This is a genomic window from Kitasatospora sp. NPDC088351 (genome assembly GCF_040685575.1).
In the GTDB taxonomy this organism is placed as follows: Bacteria; Actinomycetota; Actinomycetes; order Streptomycetales; family Streptomycetaceae; genus Kitasatospora.
On the sequence record NZ_JBFBIL010000033.1, the window covers coordinates 17,739 to 30,538 of the forward strand.

11 protein-coding genes are annotated in these 12,800 nt (G+C 73.6%); 6 read left to right on the top strand and 5 right to left on the bottom strand.

The annotated features are described in order from the left end of the window. Nucleotides 1–135: 135 nt before the first annotated feature. Nucleotides 136–1,761: an MFS transporter gene (locus AB0P06_RS22485; protein ID WP_363609979.1), complete on the bottom strand. Its 1,626-nt coding sequence runs from the start codon at nt 1,759–1,761 to the stop codon at nt 136–138. Between the two features lie 259 nt (nt 1,762–2,020). Between AB0P06_RS22485 and panB the strand changes: the two genes are divergently transcribed. The 3 genes from panB (at nt 2,021) to AB0P06_RS22500 (ending at nt 4,897) form a co-directional block, all read left to right on the top strand. After that, on the top strand, nt 2,021–2,890 hold the full coding sequence (panB, locus tag AB0P06_RS22490) for a 3-methyl-2-oxobutanoate hydroxymethyltransferase (RefSeq protein ID WP_363609981.1): 870 nt from the start codon (nt 2,021–2,023) through the stop codon (nt 2,888–2,890). Nucleotides 2,891–3,068: 178 nt separating this feature from the next. Then, complete coding sequence (locus AB0P06_RS22495) at nt 3,069–4,088, top strand: ATP-binding cassette domain-containing protein (RefSeq protein ID WP_363609983.1); 1,020 nt, start codon at nt 3,069–3,071, stop codon at nt 4,086–4,088. After that, nucleotides 4,085–4,897 (top strand): ABC transporter permease, encoded by an 813-nt coding sequence (locus tag AB0P06_RS22500; RefSeq protein ID WP_363609985.1) that lies wholly within the window; start codon nt 4,085–4,087, stop codon nt 4,895–4,897. The genes AB0P06_RS22495 and AB0P06_RS22500 overlap by 4 nt, the downstream gene beginning before the upstream one ends. 112 nt (nt 4,898–5,009) lie before the next feature. Here the strand turns inward: AB0P06_RS22500 and AB0P06_RS22505 are convergent, their stop codons facing one another. Continuing rightward, the gene (locus AB0P06_RS22505; RefSeq protein WP_363609987.1) at nt 5,010–8,369 is read right to left on the bottom strand and encodes a BTAD domain-containing putative transcriptional regulator; all 3,360 of its coding nucleotides are present in this window, start codon (nt 8,367–8,369) and stop codon (nt 5,010–5,012) included. A gap of 166 nt (nt 8,370–8,535) precedes the next feature. Here AB0P06_RS22505 and AB0P06_RS22510 point away from each other — a divergent pair, with 166 nt between their 5' ends. Next, a complete protein-coding gene (locus AB0P06_RS22510) occupies nt 8,536–9,351 on the top strand; it encodes a site-2 protease family protein (protein WP_363609989.1) in 816 nt (271 codons plus the stop codon). 45 nt (nt 9,352–9,396) lie between these two features. Here the strand turns inward: AB0P06_RS22510 and AB0P06_RS22515 are convergent, their stop codons facing one another. Both AB0P06_RS22515 and npdG read right to left on the bottom strand, forming a co-directional pair. Next, on the bottom strand, nt 9,397–9,582 hold the full coding sequence (locus AB0P06_RS22515; RefSeq protein WP_363609991.1) for a hypothetical protein: 186 nt from the start codon (nt 9,580–9,582) through the stop codon (nt 9,397–9,399). Nucleotides 9,583–9,676: 94 nt separating this feature from the next. Then, complete coding sequence (npdG, locus tag AB0P06_RS22520; protein ID WP_363609993.1) at nt 9,677–10,369, bottom strand: NADPH-dependent F420 reductase; 693 nt, start codon at nt 10,367–10,369, stop codon at nt 9,677–9,679. Between the two features lie 47 nt (nt 10,370–10,416). On the opposite strand from npdG, the gene AB0P06_RS22525 reads away from it, so the two are divergent. Both AB0P06_RS22525 and AB0P06_RS22530 read left to right on the top strand, forming a co-directional pair. Next, a complete protein-coding gene (locus AB0P06_RS22525) occupies nt 10,417–11,022 on the top strand; it encodes a hypothetical protein (RefSeq protein ID WP_363609995.1) in 606 nt (201 codons plus the stop codon). A gap of 120 nt (nt 11,023–11,142) precedes the next feature. Next, a complete protein-coding gene (locus tag AB0P06_RS22530; RefSeq protein ID WP_363609997.1) occupies nt 11,143–12,504 on the top strand; it encodes an MFS transporter in 1,362 nt (453 codons plus the stop codon). 11 nt (nt 12,505–12,515) lie between these two features. Here the strand turns inward: AB0P06_RS22530 and AB0P06_RS22535 are convergent, their stop codons facing one another. After that, nucleotides 12,516–12,746 (bottom strand): hypothetical protein, encoded by a 231-nt coding sequence (locus AB0P06_RS22535; protein WP_363609999.1) that lies wholly within the window; start codon nt 12,744–12,746, stop codon nt 12,516–12,518. Nucleotides 12,747–12,800: the final 54 nt, after the last annotated feature.

Below are 12,800 nucleotides of genomic sequence, written 5' to 3' on the forward strand. Positions count from 1 at the left end.
ACGCGCGGAGCCGTTCCGTTTCCGATTGTCGTCCGTGGACGGGGCCCGGCGGTAGCCGCGTGGCACCGACGGTGGCCCTGCCGCCCCAGACGTACCCGGAGTGACAGGGCCCCATTCTCGCCCAGCGACCGCAGGTCAGGCGCCCGCCGCCTCCGTCTCCCGGGCCGGCCCGGAGCCGCCCGCCGTCTGCTCGGCGGCGGCCGGGGCCCCGCCGGGGCCGCCGGTGATCCGGCCAGGGAGCAGGAACCAGGCCAGCAGGGCACCGACGGCGGTGACGCCGGCGGATATTCCGGCCACCACGTGCATGGCGTTGATGAAGGAGTCGTTGGCCGGACCGATCAGCTCGGCGCCCTGCGGCCCGAGCTTCCCGGCGATGGCCCGGGTGGCCTCCAGGGACTCGCCGGCCTTCTCCCGCAGGGCCTCGGTCGGCAGGTGGTCCAGCTTGTCGGCCATGCCGTCGCGGTAGACGGTGGAGAGCACCGCGCCGAGCACGGCGACCCCGAGCGAGCCGCCGACCTGGCGGAAGGTGTTGTTGATCGCCGAGCCGGCGCCGGCCTTCTCGCGCGGCAGCGAGGCCATGATCGCGACGGTGACCGGCGGCATGACGTGCGCCATGCCCGAACCCATCAGCAGGCCGAGCACGATCAGGACCCAGATCGGCGTGGTGACATCCAGCAGCAGGTAGCCGAGGAAGCCGAGGGCGATCAGCACCATGCCGCCGGCGCAGGTGGCGCGGATGCCGATGCGGTCGACCACCAGCCGGGCGCGGGGGGCGAACAGCAGCTGCGCGGCGGCCAGCGGCAGCATCAGCAGACCGGCCTGGAGCGCGCTGTAGCCGCGCACGCTCTGTATGTAGAAGACGCCGAAGAAGGAGACGCCCATCAGCGCGAAGAAGACCACACCGACCACGACCACGGAGGCGCTGAACACCTTGTTGCGGAACCAGGTGACGTCCAGCGCGGGGTGCGCGGTGTGCTTCTCGAACCAGACGAAGGCGGCCAGGGCCACCACGCCGACCAGCATCGGCACCCAGGCGCCGACGGCGGTGAAGTCGGCCAGCTCGCCGCCCTTGATGATGCCGTAGATCAGCGAGACCAGGCCGATGATCGAGAGCAGCACCCCGACCGGGTCGAGTCGGCCCGGCTTCGGGTCCTTGGACTCGGGGACCAGCAGCACCATCGCGACCAGGGCGACGATCACGATCGGGACGTTGATCAGGAAGACCGAGCCCCACCAGAAGTGCTCGATCAGCAGGCCGCCGGTGATCGGGCCGATCGCGATGGCCAGGCCGACCGCGCCGGCCCAGATGCCGATCGCCTTGGGCTGCTCGGAACGGTCGAAGACGTTCATGATGATGGCGAGCGTGGCGGGCATCGCCAGCGCGCCGCCGACGCCCATCAGGGCGCGGTAGCCGATGAGTTCACCCGGCGAGGCGGCCAGCGCGGACAGCAGCGAGGCGACGCCGAAGACCACCATGCCGGCCAGCAGCGCGCGCTTGCGGCCGAAGCGGTCGCCGAGCAGGCCCGAGGTGAACAGCAGCCCGGCGAAGACCAGGGTGTACGAGTTGATCGACCATTCCAGGTCGCTCTGGCTGGCGCCGAGACCGGTGGGCGCCGGGGACGCGATGGTCTTCATCGCGACGTTGAGGATCGAGTTGTCGAGCACGACGACGAGCAGGGCGAGCACCAGGGTGCCCAGGATGGCCCAGCGCCGACGGTGGATTGCTTCCGGCACGCGGGGTGGCGCGGCTGCGGTGGTCATTGGTGTTCCCGTCCGTGGTGGCGTGACACTGGCGGGAATTTCCGAGTCGCATACGTCTCGTAACCCCCGGACCAGAGTAGCGCGACTTTCGATACGAGACGACTCCGTTTCGTAAAGACCGGGCAAAGACCGGTGTGCGGCAGATCGCACCGAACGGCGCGCACGCCTCTTTGCGCCCGCGCCGAGGCGTGCAAGCATGGAGGTGATCCGGGGACGCCGCACGGCGCCACGAGACGACAAACCTTCAGGAGCCCGTTCGATGAACGCTTCTTCGCCTTCGCCTGCCCAGAACCAGGCGTCGACCACCACCCTCTACGGCGGGGTCACCAACCGCCGCGTCACCGTCCGCGATCTCGCCGCGGCCAAGCAGCGCGGCGAGCGGTGGTCGATGCTCACCGCCTACGACGCCCTGACGGCCGGCGTCTTCGACGAGGCCGGGATCCCCGTCCTGCTGGTCGGCGACTCGGCCGGCAACTGCCACCTCGGCTACGAGACCACCGTGCCGGTGACCATGGATCAGATGGTGATGCTCGCCGCCGCCGTCGTCCGCGGCACCAAGCGCGCCATGATCGTCGCCGATCTGCCGTTCGGCTCGTACCAGGAGTCCCCGGCCCAGGCCATGCACAACGCGGCCCGGCTGATGAAGGAGGCCGGGGTCGGCGCCGTCAAGCTGGAGGGCGGCGAGCGCAGCGCCCGCTCGATCGAGCTGCTGGTCGAGGCCGGCATCCCGGTGATGGCGCACATCGGTCTCACCCCGCAGTCCGTGCACGCCTTCGGCGGCTACCCCGTCCAGGGCCGCGGCGACGAGGCGGCCCACCAGCTGCTGCGCGACGCCAAGGCCGTCCAGCAGTCCGGCGCCTTCTCCGTCGTGCTGGAGGCCGTGCCCGCCGAACTGGCCGCCCAGGTCACCGAGCAGCTGGCGATCCCGACCGTCGGGATCGGCGCGGGCGTGGACACCGACGCCCAGGTCCTGGTCTGGACCGACATGGCCGGCATGACGGCGGGCCGGGTGCCCAAGTTCGTCAAGCAGTACGCCAACCTGCGGGCCGTACTCGGCGACGCCGCCCGCGAGTTCGCCGCCGAGGTGACGGCCGGCACCTTCCCGGCGCCGGAGCACACCTTCCACTGACCGGCCGGCGGACGCCGCCGACAGCAGAGCCCCGCTCCCCGTGGAGCGGGGCTCCTGTCGTCTCCCGGCACCCGCCGACGGCGCCGTGACAGCGAGCCGACAGCGAACCGACAGCGGGCCGACCGGTCCGACCGGGCGGCGACAGACCGCTGACAGCGGGACCGGACAGCCTGAAGGCATGACACGCATCGCCACCGCCCCGAACGACCGGGGGCCCGCCGCAGGCAACGCCGTCGAGGTCCACGGCATCGTCAAGCACTACGGCGCCACCAAAGCGCTCGACGGTGTCGACCTCACCGTCCGCGAAGGCACCGTGCTCGGTGTGCTCGGCCCGAACGGGGCCGGCAAGACGACCCTGGTCCGCATCCTGTCGACCCTGATCAAGCCGGACGCCGGCACCGCCGTCGTCGGCGGCTACGACGTGCTGCGCCAGCCGAAGCAGCTGCGCCGCACCATCGGGCTGACCGGCCAGTACGCCTCCGTCGACGAACTGCTCTCCGGCTACGAGAACCTCTACCTGATCGGCCGGCTGCTGGACCTCTCCCGCCGGGACGCCAAGGCCCGCGCCACCGAGCTGCTGGAGCGCTTCTCGCTCACCGACGCCGCCAAGCGCGTCGCCAAGACCTACTCCGGCGGCATGCGCCGCCGCCTCGACCTGGCCGCCAGCATGATCGGCAGCCCCCGGGTGCTCTACCTGGACGAGCCCACCACCGGCCTGGACCCGCGGACCCGCAACGAGGTCTGGGACGAGGTGCAGCGGATGGTCGCCGAGGGCACCACCGTGCTGCTCACCACCCAGTACATGGAGGAGGCCGAGCAGCTCGCCGACGAGCTGACCGTGATCGACAAGGGCCGGGTGATCGCCGCCGGCGGCGTCGCCGAACTCAAGGCCAGGGTCGGCGGCCAGACCCTCCAGGTCCGCCCGGCCCACCCGGCCGAGCTGCCCGAGATGGCCCGCTGCCTGCACGACACCGGGGTCACCGCCACCTTCTCCGCCGACACCGGCCTGCTCTCGGTGCCGATCACCGGGGAGAAGCAGCTCACCGCCGTGGTCGGGGTGCTCGGCACCCGGGGCTTCGCCATCGCCGGCATCGACACCAAGGTGCCCAGCCTCGACGAGGTCTTCCTCACCATCACCGGCAAGCCCGCGGCCGCCGCGGACACCGCCCCCCGCCTCGTCAAGGAGCCCGTCGCATGAGCACCGCCACACTCGCCCCCGCCCGGGCGGAGGACAGCCGGATCGGTCTGGCCGGCACCTTCCGGCACATCGGCGCGCTGACCCGCCGCAACCTGATGCGGATCAAGGCCGACCCGGAGTCGATGTTCGACGCGGTGCTGATGCCGATCATCTTCACCGTGCTGTTCGTCTACGTGTTCGGCGGAGCCGTCTCCGGCAACCAGGACGCCTACAAGCAGTACATGATCCCGGGCCTGCTCGGGCAGACCGGCATCACCCTGGCGATGGCCGTCGGCACCGGGCTGAACAGCGACTTCCAGACCGGGGTGATGGACCGCTTCCGCACCCTGCCGATCGGCCGGGCCTCCGTCCTGCTCTCCAAGATCGCGGCGGAGACCTGCCGGGCCCTGCTCTCCTTCACCATCATGATCGTCTTCTCGCTCTGCATCGGCTTCGAGGTGAAGACCGGCCCGCTGGAGCTGCTGGCCGCGATCGGCCTGTCGCTGCTCTTCGGGATGTCGGTCGTCTGGATCTCGATGCTGCTGGGCATGGCGCTGCGCAGCGCCCAGGCCGTCCAGGGCGTCTCGATGCTGGTCCTGATGCCGATGCAGTTCGGCAGCTCGATCTTCGCCCCGGTCGACACCATGCCGGGCTGGCTGCAGGCCTTCACCCGGTACAACCCGCTCTCCGCGCTCGCCGACGCCTGCCGCGGCCTGCTCAACGGCCAGGGCGCGGTGGCCCATCCGGTGCTGATCGTGCTGGTCTGGTCGGCCGGCATCACCGCGGTCTTCGCACCGCTCGCGGTGGCCCGGTTCCGCAAGCGGACGTGACCGCGGGCCGTCGATCCACCGGTCGGCCGGCTTCGGGGGGGGACGGGCCCCGAGGCCGGCCGGCCGGTCCTTTCCCGGCCCGTTCCCGGGGCGGCCGGGAGCGGACGGCCGGTCAGCCCGTGGGCGGGACGACCAGCCGGTCCAGCAGCTCGGCGGTCTGCACCGGGGTGAGGCCGTGGCCCTCGGCGAGCGCCGCCTCGTAACCCTCGTCCCCGAGCAGGGCGCGCAGCCCTTCCTCGGCGCGCTCCCGCTCCCGGCGGTCCAGGTAGCTGCCCTTCGGACCGTTCAGCCCGGCGTGCGCACCCAGCAGTACCGCGGCCCGACGGGCCGGTTCCGGATCGCCGTCGCGCTCGGCGAAGGCCTGCAGCACGCCGACGGCCGCGGGCGCCACCATGACCGTCATGTGCTCGCCGAAGCCGCTGGCGGTGTGCATCGAGCTCAGCAACGACCGCCCTCGCCGGAGCAGTTCGAGCCCCTGCTCGGGATCGCCGGCCCGGGCCAGGATCCAGCCCCGGGTGGTCGTCAGCAGCCCGCCGACCAGGCCGGGGGCGAACGCGCCGACCCGGCCCTGGTCCAGCAGCTCCAGTTCGGCCAGCGCCTGCTCGTACTCGCCGCGCTGGGCATGGATCCCACAGAGCATCAGACGGCCGAAGAGGAGCGCGCCGTTGGCGGCCTGGTTGGGCCCGGGCCCGTCGATGGAGACGAGGGCCGCCCGGATGACCCGTTCGCCCTCGTCGAGGCTCTCCTCCAGCAGCGCACTGCCCAGATGCACCCGCAGCATCGGCACCTCCTGCGGGGCGCCCAGCTCCTCGGCCAGCTCGATCGCCCGCCGGTACGCGTCGGCGGCCTCCCGCGACCGGCCCTGGTTGGCCATCGACTCGCCCCGGGCCGCGTAGGCCTGGGACATCCCCCAGAGGTCGCTGCTCCGGCGGTACAGCTCCAGCGACTCCTCGCCGTCCCGGACGCTCTGTTCGAGGCCGCCCGGCCAGTCGTTCATCACCTTGGCCCGGACCTGCAGGATGAACGCCAGGTCACCGGGCCCGCCGTGGACCCGGCAGCCCTCCACCGCGTCCTCCAGGAGCTCCTTCATCAGGTCCAGCCGGCCGACCAGGAAGGCCCCGAACACCCGCATCAGCCCGGGGAACCGGTACCCCTGCGGCAGCTCCGGGGTGTACACGTCGATCATGCGCTGCGAGATGGCTATCGCCTCCTGGTCCCCCAGGACCTCCAGGTTCCCCTCGAACAGGCCGACCAGCCGGTACATCGCGACCATCCGGCGGGTCTCCGCCGCGACCCCCTCGGGCATCGGCAGGCCGTACGCCAGCACGTGCCGGTCCAGCGGCACCGGCGGCGGGGCGTCCGGGGCGAACGGGTCCGGGCCGAGCGCCGCCACCGCGTCGTACCAGCCCCGGGCCTCCAGGCTGAAGCCGCGCAGCGACCAGTACCAGCTCATGCCGAGCGCGAGGGCCAGGCCCTCCTGCTCGTCGCCGCGGTCCACCGCGCGGCGCAGCGCGGCCCGGATGTTGTCCTGCTCGCGCTCCAGCACCGCCAGCCAGTCCAGCTGCTCCGGCCCGTGGATGCGCTCCTCGGCGGCGCACACCAGCGCGCGGAAGTGCGCGACGTGGCGGCGTTCGGTCTCGTCCCGCTCGGCCGCCCCGGCCAGCCGCTCGACGGCGTACTCGTGGATGGTCTCCAGCATCCGGTAGCGCGGCGGTCCGCCCCCGCCGAGGTCGGCGACCAGCAGGGACTTGTCGACCAGCGAGAGCAGCAGGTCGGCGACCTCCTCGCGGGGGACGTCGGCGTCGTCGGCGCAGATCGCCTCGGCGTCCTCCAGCGTCCAGCCGCCGGCGAACACCGACAGCCGGCGCAGGACCGCCCGTTCGCGCTTGCCGAGCAGGTCCCAGCTCCAGTCGACCACCGCGCGCAGGGTCTGCTGGCGCGGCAGCAGGGTGCGGCTGCCGGCGGTGAGCAGGGCGAACCGGCCGTCCAGGCGGTCGGCGATCTGGCGGGCCGTCATCACCCGCAGCCGGGCGGCGGCCAGTTCGATGGCCAGCGGCAGGCCGTCCAGCCGGTGGCAGATCTCGGCGCAGGCCTCCGGTTCGCGCCGCGGGTCGAAGCCCGGGCGGGCGGCGGCGGCGCGCTCGGCGAGCAGGCGCAGGGCCACCGGGTCGGGCAGCGGCTCGACCGGCAGGACGGTCTCACCGGGGACACCGAGCGGCTCGCGGCTGGTGGCGAGCACGGTCAGGCCGGGGCACTCGGCGAGCAGCCGGTCGGCCAGGTCGGCGGCGGCCTGGACCAGGTGCTCGCAGTTGTCCAGGACGAGCAGCATCCGGCGGCGGCCGCAGTGCTCGACCAGCCGGCGGACCGGGTCGTCGGTACGGGGCTCGATCACCTCGGCGACCATGCCGCCGGTGTGCAGGAGGGTCTCGCGCAGGCCGAGCGCGGAAACCACCGCGGCCGGGACGGCGGCCGGGCTCTCCAGCGGGGCGAGCTCGGCCAGCCAGACGCCGTCCGGCCAGGACCCGGCGGCCTGTTCGGCGCGGCCGGCCTCGACCGAGAGCCTGGTCTTGCCGGAGCCGCCGGGACCGGTCAGGGTGACCAGCCGACTGCCCGTCAGGGTGGCGCGCAGGGCGGCGAGATCGCTCTCCCGGCCGACGAAGCTGGTGAGCCGGCCGCGCAGATTGCCCGCGCTGCGGGCCGGGGGCGCCTCCGGCGGCGGCCCGGGCCGCACGGGGGCCGCGGGCTGCTCGGGCCGGTCCGCCGGGGCCAGCAGCTCGGCGTGGAGCAGCTGGAGCCGGCGGCCCGGGTCGGCACCGAGCTCGTCCGCCAGGGCGCGCCTGGTCCGTTCGTAGTGGCGCAGCGCCTCGGCGGTGCGGCCGCTCTCGTGCAGCGCCCGGACCATCAGGTACTGCAGCGACTCGTCCAGCGGCTGCCGCTCGCACAGCTCGGCCAGCTCCGCGGTGAGGTCGGCGGCCCGGCCGAGGCCGAGGTCGGCGGTGATGCGGTGCCGGCAGGCCTCGTCGCGCTGCGCCTCCAGCCGGGTGGCGGGGCCGCCGCGGTCGGGCAGGTCGGCCAGGGCGGGGCCGCGCCAGAGCGCCAGGGCGGCCCGCAGCCGCTCGGCGGCCAGCGGGTGGTCGCCGTTCTCCAGGGCCCGGCGGCCCTCGGTGGAGAGCCGCTGGAACTCGGCCAGGTCGGTCCGCGGGTCGGTGAGCCAGTAGCCGGCCGGGCCGGAGCCGACCTCGGCGCGGCCGATGGTGCGCCGCAGCCGGCCGACCAGGGTCTGCAGCGCGGCGGAGGAGTCCTGCGGCGGTTCGGCGTCCCACACCTCGTCCACCAGCAGGTCGGCCGGGACCGGCCGCCCCTGCCGCAGGGCCAGCGCGGTGAGCAGCGCCCGCAGCCGGGCTCCGCCGAGCGGGACGGGCGTGCCGTCGTCATGGTGGGCCGTGGTGGTTCCGAGGATGCCGTAGTGCACCCGCCCATTCTGGTCGATGCCCGCCGGTGCGCACGCACATTTGTCCCCGTCCGGAACCGGGACCGGGCTGCCGTACGTTCACCTGGGACGGCTTGTCCGGCGACGGGCCCGCCCGGCATGATCGGTCCTCTGCCCGCACCCCCGACACTCCCGGAGCACCCACACCATGACCTTCGCCGCAACGCAGCGCTCACGCAGCGAGGAGCGCCGGATCAGTCCGGTGTTCTGGGCGCTCCTCGCGATCCTGGGCACGTCCGGCTGGGCCGTCTACGCGGGTTACGGGAACGCCTCGTTCGGCGTCTTCCTGTTCGTGGTGGCGGGCTGGATGGTCTCGCTCTGCCTGCACGAGTACGCGCACGCGCGCACCGCGATGCACGGCGGCGACCTCACCGTCGGCGCCAAGGGCTATCTGACGCTCAACCCGCTCAAGTACGCGAACGTGCTGCTCAGCTTCGTCCTGCCGATCGTCTTCGTGATCCTCGGCGGCATCGGCCTGCCCGGTGGTTCGGTCTGGATCGAGCGGCACCGGATCAGCGGGCGGCTCAAGCACAGCCTGATCTCGGCGGCCGGCCCGCTGGTCAACGTGGTCTGCGCGGCCCTGCTGCTGGTCCCGGTCGGCGCGGGCTGGCTGGACGACCCGAAGGTGCACGCCGTCTGGCACGGCCAGGAGCTGGCCGTCTCGCCGCTCGCCCTGGCGCTGGGCTTCCTCGGCATGCTGCAGCTGAGCGCGGCCCTGCTGAACCTGCTGCCGGTGCCCGGTCTCGACGGCTACGGGATCATCGAGCCCTGGCTCTCCTACGGGACCAGGCGCGCGGTCGAGCCGTTCGCGCCGTACGGGATGCTGGCCGTGTTCGCCCTGCTGTGGCAGCCGGAGGTGAACCGTTTCTTCTTCGACGCCGTCTACGGTCTGATGGACGTGTTCGGCGTCGACCGGGCGTACGCGGTGTTCGGCCGGGAGCTGTTCACCTTCTGGAAGAACTAGCGCGTTTCGGTAGGAACCAGCGCGCCGGGGCCTGGGCGCGGGGCCTCAGGCGCGCTCGGCCGCGGCCTTCGCCAGCTTCGCCCGGCGCAGGTTCAGCCACAGGACGTTGCTGGCCACGCCCGCCAGCGGGATCCAGATCAGGCCCAGCCAGAAGCCCTGCACCAGGGAGACCACGGCGGCGGCGACCGCGAGAACGACGACGATCAGGGCGTAGCGGGACGTGCGGGGCATGGCGAAGGGCTCCTAGGGCCGGAAACGGTCGGCCCCCATTGTCGCCGACCTCACCTCCGGACGCGGTCCAGGGGTGAGGCCGGCGCCGGGGGTGTCACACGTCGGTGATCCGCAGGCCCGCGTGCGCCTTGTAACGGCGGTTGACCGAGATCAGGTTCGCCACCAGCGACTCCACCTGGTGGGCGTTGCGCAGCCGGCCCGCGAAGATGCCGCGCATCCCCGGGATCCGGCCGGCCAGCGCCTGTACGACGTCGGTGGCGGCGCGCTCGTCGCCGAGCACCATCACATCGGTGTCGATCCGCTCCACCGACTCGTCCTGGAGCAGCACCGCCGAGAGGTGGTGGAAGGCGGCGGTGACCCGGGAGTCCGGCAGCAGGGCGGCGGCCTGCTGGGCGGCGCTGCCCTCCTCCGGCACCAGCGCGTACGCGCCCTGCTTGTCGAAGCCGAGCGGGTTGACGCAGTCCACCACGATCTTGCCGGCCAGCTCCTCGCGCAGGGCGGAGAGGGTGGCGGCGTGACCGTCCCACGGCACCGCGACGATCACGATGTCGCTGTCGCGCGCGGTGGCCGCGTTGTCGGCGCCGCGGACGCCGAGGCCGAGTTCGGCGGCCGAGGCCTCCGCGCGGGCCGCGTGCCGGGAGCCGATGATCACCTGCTGGCCGGCCTTGGCGAGCCGGTGGGCCAGCCCCCGCCCCTGGTCGCCGGTGCCGCCGAGGACACCGACCACCAGCTGCGAGACGTCCGGCAGCTCATGGGCCGGGTTTGTCGCTGAATCGAGGGAAGTCATGGGCCGATCCTGTCAAACACCCGGTCCCGCGCGGCATTCTGGGCCGCATGGACGCGGTGAGAGTTTCGGCACTCGGGGAGCGCCTGGCGGGAACGGGCTGGCTGGAGGCGGTCGGCGGCTTCGCCGGCTCGCTGCGGCACGCGGTCTCCCGGCGCGGTGCGGGCGAACTTCTGCTGGTCGGCACCGAGGCGTACGAGCCCTGGCACCTGGCCGCCCATCTGCGGGACGAGGCCGCCTGGTCGGACGTCCCCCGGCTGGCGCCGACCCTGCTGCGCCACCGGGTGCCGGCCCGGGCCCCGGCCCATCTGGCGCAGGACCTGGGGCGGCTCACCGGGGCCGGGCGCGGCGCCACGGTGCTGGTGGTGGCCCCGGCGACGGCCGGCGAACCGCTGCTGGAGCGGGTGCAGGACGCCCGCCGCCAGGGCGCGACGGTGCTCGCGCTGGAGGGCGCCGGTCCCGCCGCCGCCGGTGAGCTGGCGGGCCTCGCGCACGAGCGGCTGGCGGTCGGAACGGCCGAGGAGGAGCCGTTCGACCTCGCCCAGCACCTGGTCAGCGCCGCCGCCGGGCGGCCGGCGGCCCGCCGCTCCGCCCTCGGCCGGCTGGCCGACCTCGCCGGGCGGCTCACCGCCGGGCCCGCGATCAGCCGCTGGTGAACCGCGGGCCCGGCCCGCCGACGGCCCCCGGCACCGGCACCGCACCGGCCCGCCGACGGCCGCTCCCGGCGGGAAAAACCCGTTGCGGCGGCGGGCACGGGCGGCCGAGGATGTCCGTTCGTGAACGACGCCGAACCACCCCCGCACGGACGGCTGCGGACGCTCCTGCGTTCCCTCCGCCCCGACCTGGCCCCCTGGCACTCCTCACCGGACTTCCGGCTGCTCTGGCTCTCCGGGTGCGTCACCAGCCTCGGCAGCTATCTGACGTATGTCGCGGTGCCGATGCAGATCAAGGAGCTCACCGGCTCGTCCTTCGCGGTGGGTCTGGTCGGCGCCTTCGAACTGGTGCCGCTGATCGTCTTCGGGCTCTGGGGCGGCGCCCTCGCCGACGCGCTGGACCGCCGCCGGCTGGTGCTGTTCTCCGAGGCCGGGCTCGCCCTGCTCACCGGTCTGCTGCTGCTCAACGCGCTGCTGCCGACCCCGCTGCTCTGGCCCGTCTACCTGGTGGCCGCGCTGGTCGCCGCCGCCGACGGCCTCCAGCGCCCGGCGCTGGACTCGCTCACCCCGCGGATCGTCCCGCACGACCAGCTGACCGCCGCCTTCGCGCTCAACTCCCTGTACCGCAACGCCGGTTCGGTGATCGGCCCGGCGCTGGCCGGGATCATCGTGGCGTTCGCCGGGGTGCAGACCGCGTACGCGCTGGACGCGCTGACCTTCGGTGCCTCGCTGCTGCTGCTCGCCCGGATCCGCGCGGTGCCGCCGCCCACCGGCGCCGAGAAGCCTTCCGTCCGGGCCGTCCTCACCGGGGTGCGGTACGCCTGGAGCCGCAAGGACCTGCTGGGCACCTACGCCATCGACACCTGCGCGATGCTGTTCGCCTTCCCGGTGGCGATCTTCCCGTTCCTCGCCTCGGAGCTGGGCGCGGACTGGGCGCTGGGCCCGATGTACGCCGCCGAGGCGGTCGGCGCGCTGCTGGTCTCGGCGACCAGCGGGTGGACTTCACGGATCCACCGGCACGGCCGGCTGCTGGTGGTCGCGGCGCTCGTCTGGGGCACGGCGATGGCCCTGGCCGGGCTGTCCGGCAGCGTCTGGCCGGTGCTGCTCTGTCTGGCCCTGGCCGGCGGCGCCGACCAGATCAGCGGCATCGCCCGCTCCACCATGTGGAACCAGTCCATCCCCGACGGGGTGCGCGGCCGGATGGCCGGGGTGGAGCTGCTCAGCTACTCGATCGGCCCGCAGCTCGGGCAGGTCCGGGCCGGCGGCATGGCGGGGCTGGTCGGCGTCCGCGCCTCGGTCTGGGCCGGCGGGATCGCGTGCGTGGTGGGTGTGCTCGCCCTCGCCGCCGCCCTGCCCAGCCTGCTGGCCTACGACGACCGCACCGACCCGCACGCGGCCGCCGTCCGCGCCGAACACGAGAAGGCCGAGAGGTCGGAGCGCGAGCAGGACGGGCAGGGGGCGGCCGCCGCCGGGCCGGCCGCCTGAGGCCGGGCCGGCTACCGCGCGTCGCCGTCCGCGGGCTTGTCGTTCCAGCGCTGGTCACTGGTCCACTCGCGGTTGCGCTCGTCGGCGATCTCCAGCGCGTGGGCCGCCTCCTCGCGGCTGGCGTACGGGCCGAGGCGGTCCTTGGCGGGGCATTCCGGCCCCTCCTCCACCTTGGCGTGCTTGATGCAGTAGAACCATTCGCCGGGCTTGCCGGTCGGCTTGCGATGGAATCCCAGGGGCATGGTGGTCACTCCCGTCGACGGATGCGTCATACCGATCATTCCCCGGCCCCACCT

Excerpts from the sequence above, each read along its gene's own strand:
- AB0P06_RS22495 (WP_363609983.1), top strand. The coding sequence starts at position 3,069 with ATGACACGCATCGCCACCGCCCCGAACGACCGGGGGCCCGCCGCAGGC.
- panB (WP_363609981.1), top strand. The coding sequence starts at position 2,021 with ATGAACGCTTCTTCGCCTTCGCCTGCCCAGAACCAGGCGTCGACCACC.
- AB0P06_RS22485 (WP_363609979.1), bottom strand. The coding sequence starts at position 1,761 with ATGACCACCGCAGCCGCGCCACCCCGCGTGCCGGAAGCAATCCACCGT.
- AB0P06_RS22500 (WP_363609985.1), top strand. The coding sequence starts at position 4,085 with ATGAGCACCGCCACACTCGCCCCCGCCCGGGCGGAGGACAGCCGGATC.
- AB0P06_RS22535 (WP_363609999.1), bottom strand. The coding sequence starts at position 12,746 with ATGCCCCTGGGATTCCATCGCAAGCCGACCGGCAAGCCCGGCGAATGG.
- AB0P06_RS22525 (WP_363609995.1), top strand. The coding sequence starts at position 10,417 with ATGGACGCGGTGAGAGTTTCGGCACTCGGGGAGCGCCTGGCGGGAACG.
- npdG (WP_363609993.1), bottom strand. The coding sequence starts at position 10,369 with ATGACTTCCCTCGATTCAGCGACAAACCCGGCCCATGAGCTGCCGGAC.
- AB0P06_RS22510 (WP_363609989.1), top strand. The coding sequence starts at position 8,536 with ATGACCTTCGCCGCAACGCAGCGCTCACGCAGCGAGGAGCGCCGGATC.
- AB0P06_RS22515 (WP_363609991.1), bottom strand. The coding sequence starts at position 9,582 with ATGCCCCGCACGTCCCGCTACGCCCTGATCGTCGTCGTTCTCGCGGTC.